This is a genomic window from Agromyces aurantiacus (assembly GCF_016907355.1).
Taxonomy (GTDB): Bacteria; Actinomycetota; Actinomycetes; order Actinomycetales; family Microbacteriaceae; genus Agromyces; species Agromyces aurantiacus.
On record NZ_JAFBBW010000001.1, the window covers coordinates 3,341,014 to 3,356,803 of the forward strand.

The following is a 15,790-nucleotide window of genomic DNA, read 5'->3' on the forward strand; positions in this document are numbered from 1 at the left end:
GTGCGACGCCGGTGTTTTGACAGTATTCGGCGGGTCCGACCGAGACAAGGGATCCCGGTCACAACCCGGTAACGCCGCCCCAATCGTTACCTCGGTGACACATCCTGCCCGTCGAACGCACGAAATCCGCGCCTCGCGCAGGATCCGCGCACGCTTCGCGCGTGCGTGGGTGCATGGCGGGTCGGCTGCGCAAGACCCCCGTAGAGGGGTCTCGCGACGTGGGTGGCCCGCTGCCGCGAGCGTCACGGCCGCCGTTCGAGCCGGCTCAGAGCGCCGCGAGCGCCGCCCGGCGGCTCGCCCGCGCACCGCGCACGAGGTCGACGGTGAGCACGGCGAGGGCGAGCCACACGAGTCCGAACCCGAGCCAGCGCTCGGGCGGCATCGGCTCGTGCAGGACCAGGACGCCCACGAGGAACTGGATGAAGGGCGCGAAGTACTGGATGAATCCCATGTAGATGAGCGGCAGCCTGCGGGCGGCCGCCGCGAACAGCAGCAGGGGAACCGCCGTGACGGCGCCCGCGGACAGCAGCAGCACGGTGTGCCACGTGCCCAGGGTGCCCATGGTCAGCCCCGTCGTCGTGGCGACGACGACCAGCAGCACGGCGGCGGGCGGGGCCAGCCACGCGGTCTCGAGCGTCAGGCCCGAGACGGCGTCGACCCGGTGGCCCACGCGCTTCTTGATCAGGCCGTAGAACCCGAAGCTGAACGCGAGCACGAGCGCGATCCACGGCAGTTGGCCGTAGCCGACGGCGAGCACGACGACGGCGACGATGGAGATGCCGACGGCCGTCCACTGCACGGCGTTCAGGCGCTCGCGCAGCACGAGCACGCCGAGGAAGACCGTGACGATCGGGTTGATGAAGTAGCCGAGGGCGGCCTCGACCACCTGGTCGGACAGCGTCGCGTAGACGTAGGTGAACCAGTTGACGAAGATGAGCGCTCCGGCCGCGCCCATGGTGAGGACGACCCGCCGGTCGCGCAGCAGCACCGCGAACGGGCGCCACGTGCGCGTGATCGCGATGAGCAGCGCGCAGAACACGAGCGAGAGGAGGATGCGCCAGGCGACGATCTCGAGGGGTGTCGTCGGCGCGAGCGCGATGAAGTAGATGGGCAGGAAGCCCCAGAGCCCGTAGGCCGAGACCGCGAAGACGAGTCCGAGCCGGTTCACCCCCGCCTTCGGGGCGCGGGACGGCGCGGCGGCGGGAGGAGGGGATGGCACCGGATCAGCCTACGCGCGACCGCGGACTCCGCGTCGCCGCATCCGTGCCCTCGCCGCCGCGGTCCCGCTGCGGCCCGCGCGCAGGACGCCCGACCGGCCGGACATGACGACGCGGCCCGGATGCCGAATGGCATCCGGGCCGCGGAACGTGTCGAGTCGGCTAGCGGACGACGACCGCGAGCACGTCGCGGGCCGACAGCACGAGGAACTCCTCGCCGCCGAACTTCACCTCGGTGCCGCCGTACTTCGAGTACAGGACGCGGTCGCCGACGGCCACGTCGAGCGGAACGCGGTTGCCGTTGTCGTCGATGCGGCCCGGGCCGACCGCCACGACCTCGCCCTCCTGGGGCTTCTCCTTGGCGGTGTCGGGGATGACCAGGCCGGATGCGGTGGTCTGCTCGGCCTCGACCTGCTTGATGACGATGCGATCCTCGAGCGGCTTGATGGAAACCGACACGGTTGACCTCTTTCTTGACGAAGACTGGGTTAGCAGCCTCTGAGTGAGAGTGCTAACCCGAGTCTAGGGCGGTTCTGGCACTCGTGCAACGTGAGTGCCAGCGGATGTCGCGGTGCTAGCGTGGCGGCGTGGAACGCGACGAGCTGGTGCGGCTGCTCTCCCCCGAGGGGCTCGATCTGCTCGACTCGCTCCCGGCCTGGTCGAGCAGCGCCGATGTCGTGCGCACGGTCGCCGACCTGCGCAAGCAGGGGCACTCCCCCGGCCTGGTCGCCGCGGTGCTGAGCCAGTCGAAGCTCCGGGCGAAGGCGCGTGCCAAGTTCGGCGAGTTCGCCGACCGGATGCTCTTCACGGAAGCCGGCCTCGAGCAGGCGACGCGGCTCCGCGTCGCCGCCCTCCACGCGGGACGGTTCGCCCGCGCAGGACTCCGCCACGTCGCCGACCTCGGCTGCGGGATCGGCGGCGACGCGCTCGCCTTCGCCGCGGTCGACCTCGAGGTCACCGCCGCCGAGGCCGACGAGGTCACGGCGGCCATCGCCGCGTTCAACCTCACGCCCTTCCCCCACGTCCACGTGGTGCACGCGCGCGCCGAGGAGGTGCCCCTGGCCGGCATCGACGCTGCGTGGCTGGACCCCGCACGGCGCACGACGACGGGCGGTACCACGACACGGCTCTCCGACGCCGCGGACTACTCGCCGTCGCTCGAGTTCGCGTTCGGCCTCGCCGATCGCCTGCCGATCGGCGTCAAGCTGGGCCCGGGGACCGACCGCGACGTGATCCCGCCGGGCACCGAGGCGCAGTGGGTCTCGGTCGACGGCGATGTCGTCGAGCTGGCGGTGTGGACCGGCGCCCTCGCGCGGCCCGGCGTCGGCCGCGCGGCGCTGGTCATCCGGGGCGACGGCGCGCACGAGCTCGTGGCGCCCGGCGACAGCGAGGATGCGCCGGTCGGGCCGCTCGGGGACTACCTGTACGAGCCCGACGGGGCCGTGATCCGGGCGCGCCTCATCGGCGACCTCGCCCGCGCGAACGGCGCCTGGATGCTCAGTCAGGGCATCGCCTACCTCACCGGCGACCGCGAGGTCGACAGCCCCTTCGCGCGCGGGTTCCGGGTGCTCGAACGGCTCCCCGCCGACGAGCGCCACCTCCGGCAGGCGTTGCAGGCCCGTGGCGTCGGCACGCTCGAGATCAAGAAGCGCGGCGTCGACGTCGACCCCGCCGCACTGCGGACGCGGTTGAAGCTCCGCGGCGACGACGCGGCGACCATCGTGCTGACGCGCGAGGAGGGCCGGCACGTCGCCCTCCTGGTCGAGCGGCTCTGAGCCGGCCGCCTCGAGCGCGGAGCCGGCACCGAGCCCGTCAGCGCGGGAGCGCCCCGAACACGATCGCGTAGTAGCCGATCCACACGCACGAGAACACCAGGCCGGCGATGCCGGCGCCGATGCCCACGAACGCGGGGATGCGGCCGTGCTCCTCGCGGCGCACGCCGAGCACTCCGAACACGATCGCCGCGACGGACACCGGGAGCATCCATCCGACGAACAGCGACGCGGCCGCGCCGATCACGCCGAGGGCGGCGGCGACGTAGCTGTAGACGCGCCGGCGCTCCTCCTCCTCGACCTCGTACTCGGGCACCTCGGGCTCGGGTCGGCGCACCGCGAGCAGCTGGCCCGTCGGCAGGGCGTGCAGCTCGCCCGTGTCGAACGGGCGGTCGAACTCCCGCGGCGCCCCCGCGGAGGGCCGCTCGGGTTCGCCCTGCGCAGGCGCCGCCGGATGCGGCTCGATCGCCGTGTGCGGGCCGACCGGCGTCGGCGCGGTGTGCGTGGGCACCGCATGCGGCGGCGCGGCGGCGGGCGCGACGGTCCGCTCGGGCGGGATGCGCTCGTCGGTCATGCGGACTCGGGCCGGGTCAGTAGGAGTAGCCGCTGTAGGCGTCGCCGATCGCGAACAGCACGCCCCACAGGATGAAGGAGAGCAGCGCGAGTCCGAGGCCGATGAATCCGAGCACGATGCCGGTCAGCCACATGCCCTTGGCGGCCGGCTCGCGCTTGCGGCCGATGAAGCCGAGGATGACGGCGGCCGCGGGCACGAACAAGCCGAGCACGCCGCCGACGAATGGCAGGAACAGGATCGGCGAGCCGACGATGCCGATGATGCCCGCGATGAGCGAGATCAGGCTGTAGACCGACGTCGGCCTGGCCGCCTGCGGGGCGTACGGTCCGGTGGCGCCGTACGGTGCCGGGGCGGCGGGCGGCACGGAGCCGTACGCCGGCGGCGGGACGGGCGGCGCACCGTACTCGGACGGCGCCCCGTAGGCGGACGGCGCCCCGTACGCCGCGGGAGCCGCCCCGTACGCGGGCGGAGCGGCATCGGTCGGGGCGCCGTACGGCGACGACGGCGTTCCCGCCGTGTAGGACGGCGGTGCGGGCGGTACCGGCGGCCCCGACGGCGCGGGAGGGACCGGCGGCACGGGCGGGGCGGGCGGCGCGGGCGGCTCCGGCGCCTCGAGCGGGTGCACCGGCTCGGGTGCCTCGGGCCCCGGCTCGGCCGGGATGGTCGGCTCGATCGGCTCGGCCGGGATGGTCGGCTCGATCGGCTCGGCCGGGATGGTCGGCTCGATCGGCTCCGCGGGCACGGGGGGCTCGACGGGCTCCGCCGGGATCGACGGTTCGGACGGCGCGACCGGCTCGACCGGCTCGTCGGGATTCCTGGGATCGCTCATGTCGAGCCCCTTCCGTGCTGCGGGTGGATCAGTAGGTGGTGATGTTGCCGCTGCTGACCGCGGCGCCGAGGATCGCGAACCACGCGATCACGGCGATGATGCCGACGACGAGGCCGATGTAGCCGATGATCAGGCCGGCGATCGCGAGGCCGCGGCCCTGCTCGCCGGTCTTCTTGATCTGGCTCAGGGCGATGTGGCCGGTGATGATGCCGACGATCGAGATGAAGAACGACGAGACGAGCGAGACGATCGCCAGCACGTTGGTCTTCTGCGACGCCGGAGCGCCGTAGGCGGGCGCCGACGCGTTGTACGCGGGAGCGGTGCCGTAGGACGGCGCGGGCTGGGCGGGCGGAGCCGGAGGAACGTTCGGGACGTTCGGGTCGGCGTTGGGGTCGGTCATGTGAACTGCTCTCCCTCAGGTGTGTGCATGGACTGGGCCATGCTGGCAGCGCCGCGGTGCGGTGTCAACGACCTGCGGCGCGGGTCGCGGCCCCGCGTTCGCGGGGTTTCTCGCGTCACCATAGCGCCCGTCGACGACGCCCGGCAGGGGCGGAAGTCCCCATGTCTCCCGACGTCGCGCCGCGACGGCCCGCTCAGGTCTGGATGTCGGTGACCGGGAGGGTCGAGTCGGCGCCGAAGTCGAGTCCCGAGGGTTCATGCCCGGCCATGATGAGCCGGGCGCCGAGCGCCGCGATCATGGCGCCGTTGTCGGTGCAGAGCGAGAGCGGCGGGATGCGCAGCGCGACGCCCGCGTCATCCGCCCGCTGCTGGGCCACCTCGCGCAGCCGCCGGTTGGCGACGACGCCGCCGCCGAGCAGGAGCCTGGGCACGCCGAGGTCGGTGCACGCGGCGATCGCCTTCGACACGAGCACGTCGACGACCGCCTCGCGGAAGCTCGCGGCGACGTCGGCGAGGGGCACCGGCTCGCCCGACGCCTCGCGCTGCTCCATCCACCGCGCGACCGCGGTCTTGAGCCCCGAGAACGAGAAGTCGTAGCGGTGGCGATCGAGGTCCTTCGGCCGGGTCAGCCCCCGCGGGAAGCGGATGGCGTCGGGGTCGCCGCCCACGGCGGCGCGGTCGATCTCGGGACCGCCGGGGTAGGGCAGCCCGAGCAGGCGCGCGACCTTGTCGAACGCCTCGCCCGCGGCGTCGTCGATGGTCTCGCCGAGCAGCTCGACGTCGGAGTCGAGGTCGCGCACGAGCAGCAGCGACGTGTGCCCGCCCGAGACGAGCAGCGCGACGCTCGGGGTCTGGAGCGGCCGGTCGCCGAGGAGGTCGGCGCCGACGTGGCCGACGAGGTGGTTCACGGCGTAGATCGGCTTCTCGAGCGAGAGCGCGAGCGCCTTGGCCGCGCCCACGCCGACCATGAGCGCGCCCGCGAGTCCCGGGCCGCTGGTCACGGCGACCGCGTCGAGCTCGTCGAGCCCGACCGACGCCTCGTCGAGCGCCGCCCGGATCGTCGGCCCGAGCGCCTCGAGGTGTGCGCGCGCCGCCACCTCGGGCACGACGCCGCCGTAGCGGGCGTGTTCCTCCATCGACGAGGCGATGGCGTTGGCGAGCAGCTCGGTGCCGCGCACGATGCCGACGCCGGTCTCGTCGCACGAGGTCTCGATGCCGAGCACGAGCGGGGCGTCGCGGTTCACGGCGTTCCTCCTGCGGGGTCTGCGGGCGCGGGCGCGCCGACGGCGCCGGATGCCGCGGGGCGGGCGAGCGCGGGCGGCACCGCGAGCCGCATGGCGATCGCGTCGACCCCGTCGGGCTGGTAGTAGCCGCGGCGCACGCCGATCTGCTCGAAGCCGAGGGACTCGTAGAGCGTTCGCGCGACCGGGTTGTCGGCGCGCACCTCGAGGAACAGCTCGGTCGCCCCGCGACGACGCGCCTCGTCGATGAGGGCGTGCATGAGGGCGCGCCCGATCCCGCGGCCCCGCGCGGCGGCGTCGACCGCGATGGTCTGGATGTCGCCCTGCCCCGAGCCGCGCGGCGCCAGCAGCCCGGCGTAGGCGAGCGGCCGGTCGGGCCGCTCGTCGTCGATGACCACGAGGTAGTACGTGTGCGCGCCCTCGAGCTCGGAGCGCATGGCGTGCTCGGGCCAGGCGTCGGTGGCGAACGTGGTGCGCTCGATCGCCATGATCGCGTCGAGGTCGCCGGGGCGCGCACGTCGCAGCATGAGGCTCACGGCGTCACCCGCTTGGCGGCCGAGAGCGTGACGTCGGGCGCGCGCAGGTAGAGCGGCTCGTCGCCCGCGACCGGCAGGCGCCCGGACGCCCAGGCGAGTTCCGCGAGCAGGCCGAGCGAACCGGCCGAGACGGTGTCGGCGTCGAGGCGGATGCCGCGGGGCTCGGGCACCGCGTCACGCGGCTCGAGGCGCGGGGCGGCGGAACGGACGGGCAGGCCGTCGGCGTCGATCCCGTCGTAGTCGGTCACGGCGGACTCGCGGCGACGGGCGTCGGTGACGACCTGCAGCGGACCGCTGCCGGAGGCCGAGTACCACGCGAGTGCGATCGCGTCGTGGCTGACGACGGGCACGACCGGCCGCCCGATGCCGAGCGCGAACGCGCGCGCGGCGGCGATCCCGACGCGGAGGCCCGTGAAGGGCCCCGGGCCCATGCCGGCGGCCACGGCCGAGAGATCGGCCGGGCGAACGCCTGAGCGCGCGAGCACCTCGCGGATGCCGCCGCCGATCGCCTCGGCGTGACGCATCGTGTCGCGCGTGCCCGTCTCGGCGAGGATGCCGCCGTCGCGGTCGACCACGGCGACGGACGTGCCGGTCGAGGTGTCGATCGCGAGGAGCATGTCCCAAGCCTACGGGGGCTCGCGCACGCGCGGGTCAGGCGTCGATCGCGGAGGCCGCGGCGTACGGGGTGTCCGCCCAGCGCGGACCGTGCCCGAGGATCTCGACGGTCCGGGGCTCGTCGGCGTCGAGCTCGTCGGCCTCCGGTTCCCCGGCGCCCGACCCGTCGGCGCGCGCCTCGTCGCCGCGCCGACGGGCGATCACGACCTCGAGCCAGGACTCGGCGACGCCGTCGAGCAGGCCGGCGCCCCATTCCACGACGACGACCGCGTGCGCGAAGTCGAGGTCGAGGTCCTCGAGCTCGGCAGCGCCCGAGAGCCGGTAGGCGTCGACGTGCACGAGCGGCGCACCGCCGACGAGGCTGGGGTGGGTGCGCGCGAGCACGAACGTCGGGCTCTGCACGGGCCCGCGGACGCCGAGGCCCTCGCCGATCCCGCGCGTGAGCGTGGTCTTGCCGGCGCCGAGCGGCCCGGTGAGCACGACGAGGTCGCCGGCGCGCAGCCAGGTGGCCAGCTCGCGCCCGAGGTCCTCCATCGCCGCCGCGTCGGGCACGCTCCGGCGCGTCACGACGGCTCCAGGTGGGTCCGCGGCACGCGCGGGCCGATGCGGGTGACGATCTCGTACGCGATCGAGTCGGCTGCGTCGCCCCAGTCGTCGGCCGAGGGCGCGCCGGTCCCGGGGTCGCCGAAGAGCACGACCTCGTCGCCGACGGCCACGTCCTCGTCGCCCACGTCGACGAGGAACTGGTCCATGGCGATCCGGCCGACGACGGGATGGCGCCGCCCGCCGATCGCGACCTCGCCCCGCCCGGAGGCCTGACGGGGCACGCCGTCGGCGTACCCGAGGGGCACGAGCGCGAGCGTGGTCGACCGCGAGGCGCGCCACGTGTAGCCGTAGGACGCGCCGGTGCCCTCCTCGACCCGGCGCACCGCCGCGATCCGGCCGCGGAGCGTCATCACGGGCCGCAGGCCCAGTTCGGCCGCGGTCGTGCCGTCGCCGTAGGGCGGAACGCCGTACAGGCCGATGCCGATCCGCACCATGTCGAGCCGCGCCTCGGGGAACCGGATGGCGGCCGCCGTCGAGGCGAGGTGCCGCACCTCGGGTGCGAGGCCGGCGGCCTCCGCCGACTCGACGCCGCGCAGGAACGCCTCGAGTTGGGCGGCGTCCTCGGCGGGCGACGCGTTGGCGAGGTGGCTGAAGAGGCCTCGCACGCGCACGCGTCCGGCGCGTTCGAGCTCGACCGCGCGCTCGATCGCCGGCGCCCAGTCGGTCGCCGCGATGCCGTTCCGGCTGAGCCCCGTGTCGAGCTTCAGGTGCACGTTCGCCGGTCGATCGGCGATCGTCGCCGCCTCGGCCGCGGCCTCGAGCTGGGCGAGCGAGGAGACGCCGAGGTCGATGTCGCGCGCCACCGCGGGCGCGAACCGCGCGGCGGGGTCGTGCAGCCAGGCGAGCATGGGCGCGTCGATGCCCGCCCCGCGCAGCGCGATCGCCTCGTCGAGGTCGGCGACACCGAGCCAGTCGGCACCGCCCTCGAGCGCGGCGCGCGCGACCGCCGCGGCGCCGTGGCCGTAGCCGTCGGCCTTCACCACCGCCATGATGCGGGCGGGGGCGACGGTCGCGGCGAGGTGGCGCACGTTGTGGCGCACGGCGCCGAGGTCGACGACCGCCTCGCGGAAGGGAGCGAGCACGTGCCGGGGGTTCACAGGTCCTCCTGGTCGGGACGGTCGGACGGGTGGGAGCCGGGGCGGAGCGGGGCGGCCCGGCCATCGCCGTCGAGCAGGTCGCGCGCCGACGCCGCGGGGCCGACGCCGCGCTCGAGCACGACGAAGGCGCTCGCGATCCCGGCGTCGTGGCTCATCGACAGGTGCACCCGGTCGATCCCGAGTGCGGCGACATGCTCGGACAGCGCTCCGGAGAGCGCGAAGTCGGGATTGCCGTCGTCGTCCTGCACGATGCGCATGTCATGCCAGCGGATCACGGCGTGGCCGCCCAGCGCCTTGATCAGGGCCTCCTTCGCGGCGAACCGGGCGGCCAGCGAACGTGCGGGCCGATCCCGTTCGCTCTGGGCGAACAGCCGGTCGCGGAGCGAGGGCGTCCGCTTGAGCGAGCGCTCGAAGCGCGCGATGTCGACGACGTCGATGCCGATGCCCGCGATCACGCGATCCTCCCCGCGTCCACGATCCGAGTCTGCCGCACGTCCGGCCCGGCGGCACCGGGCCGGACGTCGCGGATCACTCGACGGTGACCGACTTCGCCAGGTTCCGCGGCTGGTCGACGTCGAGGCCCTTGGCCTGCGAGAGCTCCATGGCGAAGATCTGCAGCGGCACGACCGCGAGCAGCGGCTCGAAGAGCGGGGCCGCGAGCGGGATCCGGATGACCTCGTCGGCGAACGGCAGGACGGCGGCATCCCCCGCCTCGGCGATCGCGATGACGCGGGCGCCGCGGGCGCGGATCTCCTGGATGTTGGAGACGACCTTCGGGTGCAGCGCCGCCGAGCCGCGCGGGCTCGGCACGACCACGAACACCGGCTGGCCCGGCTCGATGAGCGCGATCGGACCGTGCTTCAGCTCGCCCGCGGCGAAGCCCTCGGCGTGGATGTACGCGAGCTCCTTGAGCTTCAGCGCGCCCTCGAGCGCGATGGGGTACCCGACGTGCCGGCCGAGGAAGAGGACCGACCGGGTGTCCGACATCCAGTGCGCGAGCTCGCCCACGCGGTCGGCCTGCTCGAGCACGGTCGCGATCTTCTCCGGGATGGCCTGGAGCTCGGCCACCTGCGCGGCGAGCTGGGACTCCGAGAGCGTGCCGCGCACGCGCGCGAGGTGCAGGCCGAACAGGTACAGCGCGGTGATCTGCGCGACGAAGGCCTTGGTCGACGCGACGGCGACCTCCGGCCCCGCGTGCGTGTAGACGGCCGCATCCGACTCGCGCGGGATGGTGGCACCCTGGGTGTTGCACACCGAGATGGCCTTCGCCCCCTGCTCGCGCGCGTACTTCACGGCCATCAGGGTGTCCATGGTCTCGCCCGACTGGCTGATCGAGACGACGAGCGTGCCGTCATCGATCACCGGGTCGCGGTAGCGGAACTCGTGGCTGAGCTCGACCTCGACGGGGATGCGGGCCCACTGCTCGATCGCGTACTTGGCGACCATGCCCGCGTACGCGGCGGTCCCGCACGCGATGACGGTGATGCGCCGGATGGCGCGCAGCGCGTCGTCGCCGAACTCGTCGAGCTCCGGCACCGACACGACGCCGTCGACGATCCGGCCGCGGATCGTGTTCGCCACGGCGTCGGGCTGCTCCGCGACCTCCTTGGCCATGAACGACGACCAGCCGCCCTTCTCGGCCGCCGAGGCGTCCCAGGCTACGTCGAACGGCTCGACCTCGACCGGGTTGCCCTCGAAGTCGGTGACGGTGACCCCGGCAGCCGTGATCGCCACGATCTGGTCCTGCCCGATGGCGACCGCACGCTTCGTGAACTCGACGAAGGCCGCGACATCCGACCCCAGGAAGTTCTCGCCCTCGCCGAGCCCGATGACCAGCGGCGAGTTGCGCCGTGCGCCCACGACGACGCCCGGCTCGTCCTCGTGCACGGCGAGGAGCGTGAACGCCCCCTCGAGGCGGCTCACGGTACGACGGAACGCCTCGCGGAGATCACCGGTCTCGCGGTAGACCTTGCCGAGGAGCACGGCGGCGACCTCGGTGTCGGTCTCGCTCTGGAACTCGAACCCGTCTGCGACGAGCTCGTCCTTCAACTCGGAGAAGTTCTCGATGATGCCGTTGTGGATGAGGGCGAGCTTGTCGTCGTCGGCGAGGTGCGGGTGCGCGTTGCGGTCGGTCGGCCCGCCGTGCGTGGCCCACCTCGTGTGGCCGATGCCGGTGCCGCCGCGGTGGATCGGGTGGCGCTCGAGCTCGTCGGCGAGCACCTGCAGCTTGCCCGCGCGCTTGGCGAACTCGAGGTCGCCCTCGTCATCGACGACGGCGACGCCGGCCGAGTCGTAGCCACGGTATTCCAGACGGCGAAGGCCGCCCATGAGGACGTCGAGGCTGTTGCGCTCTCCGACGTATCCGACGATTCCACACATGCGCTCGATCCTAGCGGCGACCGGATGGGCGAATGCCCGGAGGGTCCTGACGACGCCACTAGACTGTGCCGGTGCCCGATCCGCAGAGCCCGTCGTCGCACACGCCGCACTCCTCGCCCTTCGTCGAACTCGACCGGGCCGACTGGGCGGCGCTGGCCCCGTCGATGCCCTCGCCGCTCCGCGAGACCGAGATCGTGCAGCTCCGCGGGCTCGGCGAGCCGCTCGACCTCAACGAGGTCGCCGAGGTGTACCTGCCGCTCAGCCGCCTGCTCAACCTCTACGTGGGCGGCACGAAGGCGCTGCACGAGGTGACGAGCACGTTCCTGCGCGAACGGTTCGAGTCGACCCCCTTCGTGATCGGCGTCGCCGGTTCGGTCGCGGTCGGCAAGTCGACGATCGCGCGGCTGTTGCGAGAGCTGCTCGCGCGCTGGGAGCACACGCCCCGCGTCGAGCTCGTCACGACCGACGGCTTCCTCTTCCCCAACGCCGAGCTCGCGCGGCGGGGCCTCATGGAGCGCAAGGGCTTCCCCGAGTCGTACGACCGCCGCGCGCTCCTCCGCTTCGTGAGCGAGGTGAAGGCCGGCGCGCCCGAGGTCCGCTCGCCCTTCTACTCCCACCTGGCGTACGACATCGTGCCCGACGCGCAGATCACCGTCCGCCGGCCCGACGTGCTCATCGTCGAGGGCCTGAACGTGCTGCAGCCCCCGGGTCCGGGGCACCGCCTCGCGGTGAGCGACCTGTTCGACTTCACGATCTACGTCGATGCGCGCACGCAGGACATCTCCCGCTGGTACGAGGAGCGGTTCCTCAAGCTCCAGCGCGGGGCGTTCTCGAATCCCCGATCGTACTTCCACCGCTTCGCGAGCCTCACCGAGGACGAGGCGCGCGCGCGTGCGCGTTCGATCTGGCACGCCATCAACGAGCCGAACCTGCTGCAGAACATCCGCCCGACGCGCTCGCGCGCCTCGCTCGTGCTGCGCAAGGGCTCCGACCATGCCGTGCAGAGCGTGCTGCTGCGCAAGCTCTGACGACCCGGCGAGACGCCCGACGCGCCCGGCCGTCGCGTCGGAGTCAGTTGGCGAGGCGCTCGCGCACCACGTCGGCGAGTCGGCCGGCGTGCGCCTCCGCGACCGGCAGCTCGGCGGCCTCGACCATGACCCGCACCATGGGCTCGGTGCCCGACGGCCGCAGCAGCACGCGTCCGGAGTCGCCGAGCTCGTGCTCGGCGCGACGGACCGCCTCCGCGATCTCGGCGTCGTCGTGCAGGGCGTGGTGGTCGACGCCGCGGACGTTGACGAGCACCTGCGGGTACACCGTCATCGCCGAGGCGAGCTCGGCGAGCGACCTGCCGGTCCGCGCCATCTCGGCGACCAGGTGCAGCCCCGTGAGCACGCCGTCGCCGGTCGTGGCGTACTCGGACATGATCACGTGGCCCGACTGCTCGCCGCCGAGGGCGTAGCCGCCCTGGGCGAGCGCCTCGAGCACGTACCGGTCGCCGACCTTGGTCTCGACGACCCGGATGCCGTGCTCGGCCATCGCGCGCTTCAGGCCGAGGTTCGACATCACCGTGACGACGAGGGTGTCGTCGGTCAGGGTGCCGCGCTCCTTCATCGCGAGCGCCAGGATCGCCATGATGCGGTCGCCGTCGATCACGTTGCCGTCGGCGTCGACGGCGAGACACCGGTCGGCGTCGCCGTCGTGCGCGATGCCGACGTCGGCGCCGTGCTCGCGCACGGCGCGCTGCAGCGGTTCGAGGTGGGTCGATCCGACGCCGTCGTTGATGTTCATGCCGTCGGGATCTGCGCCGATGACGACCACCTCGGCACCGGCGTCGCGGAAGGTCTCGGGCGAGACGCCCGCCGCCGCGCCGTGGGCGCAGTCGAGGACGACCTTGATGCCGTCGAGGCGGTTCGGCAGCGTGCCGAGCAGGTGTACGACGTAGCGGTCCTCGGCGTCGGCGAACCGGCGGATCCGGCCGACGCCGTCGCCGGTCGGGGCGAGCTTCTGCCGGCCGAGGAACGACTCGATGCGGTCCTCGACCTCGTCGGGGAGCTTCGTGCCGCCGAACGAGAAGAACTTGATCCCGTTGTCGGGCGCCGGATTGTGCGACGCCGAGATCATCACGCCGAAGTCGGCGCGGATGCTGTCGATGAGGAACGCCGTCGCGGGGGTCGGGATCACGCCCGCGTCGAGCACGTCGACGCCGGAGCTGGCGAGGCCGGCCGACACCGCGGCCGTGAGGAACTCGCCGGAGACGCGCGGGTCGCGCGCGACGACGGCGACGGGACGTCGGCCCGCCGCGCGGAGTTCGTCGGCGTGCCGGCCCTGCGTGAGGACGGCGGCCGCCGCCTGGGCGAGGCCCAGGGCCAGGTCAGCCGTGAGTTCACGGTTGGCCAGGCCCCGGACCCCGTCGGTTCCGAAGAGCCGAGGCATGCCAGGTGCTCTCGCGACTAGCGCTTCGAGAACTGCGGCGCCTTGCGGGCCTTCTTGAGACCAGCCTTCTTGCGCTCGATGACGCGCGCGTCGCGCGTGAGGAAGCCGGCCTTCTTCAGGGTCGGGCGGTTGTTCTCGCGGTCGATCTCGTTGAGCGCGCGCGCGATCGCGAGGCGCAGGGCCCCGGCCTGGCCGGAGGGGCCGCCGCCGGTGATGCGGGCGATCACGTCGTACGAGCCCGAGAGCTCGAGCACGGTGAACGGGTCGGTGATCAGCTGCTGGTGCAGCTTGTTCGGGAAGTAGTCCGCGAACTCACGGCCGTTGACCGTGATGGTCCCGGCGCCCGGTACGACGCGCACGCGGGCGATGGCCTGCTTGCGGCGGCCGACGGCCGCGCCCGAGACGTTCAGGACGGGGCGCGCGGCGGGCGCGGCGGCCGCGGCCGGCGTCTCGGTGGTGTAGCTCTCCGGAGCCTGGTCGATCTGGTCTGCGATCTTCGCCATGGTGATGTCTGAATCCTTCTTCGCGTCGGCGCCGGGGCTTACTGGGCGACCTGGGTGAGGGTGTACGGCTTCGGCTGCTGAGCCGCGTGCGGGTGCTCCGGGCCGGCGTAGACCTTCAGCTTCTTCAGCTGCTGGCGACCGAGCGAGTTCTTCGGGAGCATGCCGCGGATCGCCTTCTCGACGGCGCGGACGGGGTTCTTCTCGAGCAGCTCGGCGTAGCCGACGGCCTTGAGGCCGCCCGGGTAGCCGGAGTGGCGGTAGGCCTTCTTCTGCTCGAGCTTCTGACCGGTCAGGGCGACCTTGCCGGCGTTGACGATGATCACGTGGTCACCGGTGTCGACGTGGCTGGCGAAGGTCGGCTTGTGCTTGCCGCGGAGGATCGCGGCGGCGTGGCTGGCGAGACGGCCGAGCACGACGTCGGTGGCGTCGATGACGACCCAGTCGCGCTGGATCTCGTTCGCCTTCGGGGTGTAGGTGCGCGTCACAGTAGTGCTGCTTTCTGATCGAGTGAGGGGTTCGTGAATCCCGCTCCGGTGGGGGTTCGCCCGCGATGCGGGTCGAACGGCCCCGGTGGAGGGCTCAACATCGGGCACCGACGCAGTCGACGGCACCAAAGGGGAAGTCTAGCCGACCACGCCGTCGACGTGCAATTCGCGCCGTGCGCGGGTCTGCTGCGCCCGCGCCGCGAGCTCCTCGTCGGGCGGGTAGCCGACCTCGGTGAGCGTGAGCCCCTTCGCGGGCAGGACCTTGAACGCGCTCGTGCGCTGCCTCGCGTGCAGGAGCTCGGACGGACCGCCGACGTCGAGGCGCCCCTCGCCCACCGCGAGGCACGCGCCGACGAGCGCGCGGACCATCGAGTGGCAGAACGCGTCGGCCTGCAGCGAGGCGACGAGCACGCCCTCGGCGTCGCGCCGCCACCGGTAGGACTGCAGCGTGCGGATGGTCGTGGCCTCCTCGCGCGGCTTGCAGAACGCCGCGAAGTCGGCGAGGCCGATGAGCGTCTGGGCCGCCACGTCCATGGCCTCGACGTCGAGCTCGCGCGGGTACCAGACGGTGCGGTGCCGCTGCAGCGGGTCGTGCTCGCCGACGGCGTCGGCGACGCGGTACTCGTACCGGCGCCAGATGGCCGAGAACCGCGCATCGAACCCGGGCGGCGCCGGCCGCGCCGCGCGCACGACCACGTCGGAGTCCTGTGCGCCCAGGATGCCGCGGACGCGCCTCGCGAGCACGGCCGCGGGATCGGCCGCCGATCCGCTCGAGGCGTCGCCGCGCCTGGGCCGGGACACCGCCGCGAGCGCCCGCTCCTCGACGTCGAGGTGGGCGACCTGCCGCGCCGCGTGCACGCCCGCGTCGGTGCGCCCGGCCACGACGAGCCGCGGCGCCACGCCCTCGCGGCGGAACAGCGTCGCGAGGGCGGTCTCGAGCACGCCCTGCACGGTGCGCAGCCCGGGCTGACGGCTCCAGCCCGCGAAGTCGGTGCCCTGGTAGGCGAGGTCCAGACGCAGGCGCACGACGGATGGCGCGTCGTCCGCCCCGCCCTCGACGCTCCCGGTCAGCCCATCGTCCACCCGAACAGCCTAGATGCGACG

General features: G+C 73.3%; 17 protein-coding genes and 1 pseudogene. 2 read left to right on the forward strand and 16 right to left on the reverse strand.

Annotated features, from left to right (window positions below; all coding sequences use genetic code 11):
• Positions 1-265: 265 nt before the first annotated feature.
• Both rarD and groES read right to left on the reverse strand, forming a co-directional pair.
• Positions 266-1,219 (reverse strand): EamA family transporter RarD, encoded by a 954-nt coding sequence (gene rarD / locus JOD46_RS15735; protein ID WP_307835069.1) that lies wholly within the window; start codon positions 1,217-1,219, stop codon positions 266-268.
• 160 nt (positions 1,220-1,379) lie between these two features.
• Complete coding sequence (gene groES / locus JOD46_RS15740; protein ID WP_149161212.1) at positions 1,380-1,676, reverse strand: co-chaperone GroES; 297 nt, start codon at positions 1,674-1,676, stop codon at positions 1,380-1,382.
• Positions 1,677-1,804: 128 nt separating this feature from the next.
• Between groES and JOD46_RS15745 the strand changes: the two genes are divergently transcribed.
• Complete coding sequence (locus JOD46_RS15745; protein ID WP_204395431.1) at positions 1,805-2,992, forward strand: class I SAM-dependent methyltransferase; 1,188 nt, start codon at positions 1,805-1,807, stop codon at positions 2,990-2,992.
• Between the two features lie 37 nt (positions 2,993-3,029).
• Here the strand turns inward: JOD46_RS15745 and JOD46_RS15750 are convergent, their stop codons facing one another.
• From JOD46_RS15750 to glmS, 10 genes and pseudogenes are all read right to left on the reverse strand, one after another.
• Entirely contained in the window at positions 3,030-3,563 is a 534-nt protein-coding gene (locus tag JOD46_RS15750; RefSeq protein WP_204395432.1) for a hypothetical protein, read from the reverse strand.
• 16 nt (positions 3,564-3,579) lie between these two features.
• Positions 3,580-4,392 carry a DUF4190 domain-containing protein gene (locus JOD46_RS15755; protein WP_204395433.1) on the reverse strand — a complete coding sequence of 271 codons (813 nt, stop codon included), beginning with the start codon at positions 4,390-4,392 and terminating at the stop codon, positions 3,580-3,582.
• A 28-nt stretch (positions 4,393-4,420) separates the two neighbouring features.
• Complete coding sequence (locus JOD46_RS15760) at positions 4,421-4,792, reverse strand: DUF4190 domain-containing protein (RefSeq protein WP_204395434.1); 372 nt, start codon at positions 4,790-4,792, stop codon at positions 4,421-4,423.
• Between the two features lie 193 nt (positions 4,793-4,985).
• A complete protein-coding gene (gene tsaD / locus JOD46_RS15765) occupies positions 4,986-6,035 on the reverse strand; it encodes a tRNA (adenosine(37)-N6)-threonylcarbamoyltransferase complex transferase subunit TsaD (RefSeq protein ID WP_204395435.1) in 1,050 nt (349 codons plus the stop codon).
• Positions 6,032-6,559 carry a ribosomal protein S18-alanine N-acetyltransferase gene (rimI, locus tag JOD46_RS15770; protein WP_204396760.1) on the reverse strand — a complete coding sequence of 176 codons (528 nt, stop codon included), beginning with the start codon at positions 6,557-6,559 and terminating at the stop codon, positions 6,032-6,034. The genes tsaD and rimI overlap by 4 nt, the downstream gene beginning before the upstream one ends.
• 5 nt (positions 6,560-6,564) lie before the next feature.
• On the reverse strand, positions 6,565-7,185 hold the full coding sequence (gene tsaB, locus JOD46_RS15775; protein WP_204395436.1) for a tRNA (adenosine(37)-N6)-threonylcarbamoyltransferase complex dimerization subunit type 1 TsaB: 621 nt from the start codon (positions 7,183-7,185) through the stop codon (positions 6,565-6,567).
• Between the two features lie 34 nt (positions 7,186-7,219).
• A complete protein-coding gene (gene tsaE, locus JOD46_RS15780) occupies positions 7,220-7,717 on the reverse strand; it encodes a tRNA (adenosine(37)-N6)-threonylcarbamoyltransferase complex ATPase subunit type 1 TsaE (protein ID WP_204396769.1) in 498 nt (165 codons plus the stop codon).
• A gap of 29 nt (positions 7,718-7,746) precedes the next feature.
• Positions 7,747-8,886 (reverse strand): alanine racemase, encoded by a 1,140-nt coding sequence (alr, locus tag JOD46_RS15785; RefSeq protein WP_307835070.1) that lies wholly within the window; start codon positions 8,884-8,886, stop codon positions 7,747-7,749.
• Positions 8,887-8,996: 110 nt separating this feature from the next.
• Positions 8,997-9,341 (reverse strand): annotated as a pseudogene (locus JOD46_RS15790) (holo-ACP synthase); the annotation flags it as partial.
• A gap of 73 nt (positions 9,342-9,414) precedes the next feature.
• A complete protein-coding gene (gene glmS / locus JOD46_RS15795; RefSeq protein WP_204395438.1) occupies positions 9,415-11,265 on the reverse strand; it encodes a glutamine--fructose-6-phosphate transaminase (isomerizing) in 1,851 nt (616 codons plus the stop codon).
• A 71-nt stretch (positions 11,266-11,336) separates the two neighbouring features.
• Here glmS and coaA point away from each other — a divergent pair, with 71 nt between their 5' ends.
• Positions 11,337-12,293, forward strand: coding sequence for a type I pantothenate kinase (gene coaA / locus JOD46_RS15800; RefSeq protein ID WP_204395439.1), 957 nt, complete (start codon positions 11,337-11,339; stop codon positions 12,291-12,293).
• Between the two features lie 43 nt (positions 12,294-12,336).
• Here coaA and glmM read toward each other — a convergent pair whose 3' ends face one another.
• The 4 genes from glmM to truA all read right to left on the reverse strand — a co-directional run bounded on the left by glmM (position 12,337) and on the right by truA (position 15,712).
• Positions 12,337-13,698 (reverse strand): phosphoglucosamine mutase, encoded by a 1,362-nt coding sequence (glmM, locus tag JOD46_RS15805; RefSeq protein WP_204395440.1) that lies wholly within the window; start codon positions 13,696-13,698, stop codon positions 12,337-12,339.
• A 17-nt stretch (positions 13,699-13,715) separates the two neighbouring features.
• Entirely contained in the window at positions 13,716-14,201 is a 486-nt protein-coding gene (gene rpsI / locus JOD46_RS15810; protein ID WP_204395441.1) for a 30S ribosomal protein S9, read from the reverse strand.
• A 38-nt stretch (positions 14,202-14,239) separates the two neighbouring features.
• Complete coding sequence (gene rplM / locus JOD46_RS15815; protein WP_204395442.1) at positions 14,240-14,686, reverse strand: 50S ribosomal protein L13; 447 nt, start codon at positions 14,684-14,686, stop codon at positions 14,240-14,242.
• Positions 14,687-14,824: 138 nt separating this feature from the next.
• The gene (gene truA, locus JOD46_RS15820; protein WP_204396773.1) at positions 14,825-15,712 is read right to left on the reverse strand and encodes a tRNA pseudouridine(38-40) synthase TruA; all 888 of its coding nucleotides are present in this window, start codon (positions 15,710-15,712) and stop codon (positions 14,825-14,827) included.
• Between the last annotated feature and the right edge of the window lie 78 nt (positions 15,713-15,790).

Coding starts and splice junctions, on each gene's coding strand:
- rimI (WP_204396760.1), bottom strand. CDS start 6,559: ATGCTGCGACGTGCGCGCCCCGGCGACCTCGACGCGATCATGGCGATC.
- tsaB (WP_204395436.1), bottom strand. CDS start 7,185: ATGCTCCTCGCGATCGACACCTCGACCGGCACGTCCGTCGCCGTGGTC.
- glmS (WP_204395438.1), bottom strand. CDS start 11,265: ATGTGTGGAATCGTCGGATACGTCGGAGAGCGCAACAGCCTCGACGTC.
- JOD46_RS15750 (WP_204395432.1), bottom strand. CDS start 3,563: ATGACCGACGAGCGCATCCCGCCCGAGCGGACCGTCGCGCCCGCCGCC.
- rpsI (WP_204395441.1), bottom strand. CDS start 14,201: ATGGCGAAGATCGCAGACCAGATCGACCAGGCTCCGGAGAGCTACACC.
- glmM (WP_204395440.1), bottom strand. CDS start 13,698: ATGCCTCGGCTCTTCGGAACCGACGGGGTCCGGGGCCTGGCCAACCGT.
- JOD46_RS15760 (WP_204395434.1), bottom strand. CDS start 4,792: ATGACCGACCCCAACGCCGACCCGAACGTCCCGAACGTTCCTCCGGCT.
- JOD46_RS15755 (WP_204395433.1), bottom strand. CDS start 4,392: ATGAGCGATCCCAGGAATCCCGACGAGCCGGTCGAGCCGGTCGCGCCG.
- tsaE (WP_204396769.1), bottom strand. CDS start 7,717: ATGGAGGACCTCGGGCGCGAGCTGGCCACCTGGCTGCGCGCCGGCGAC.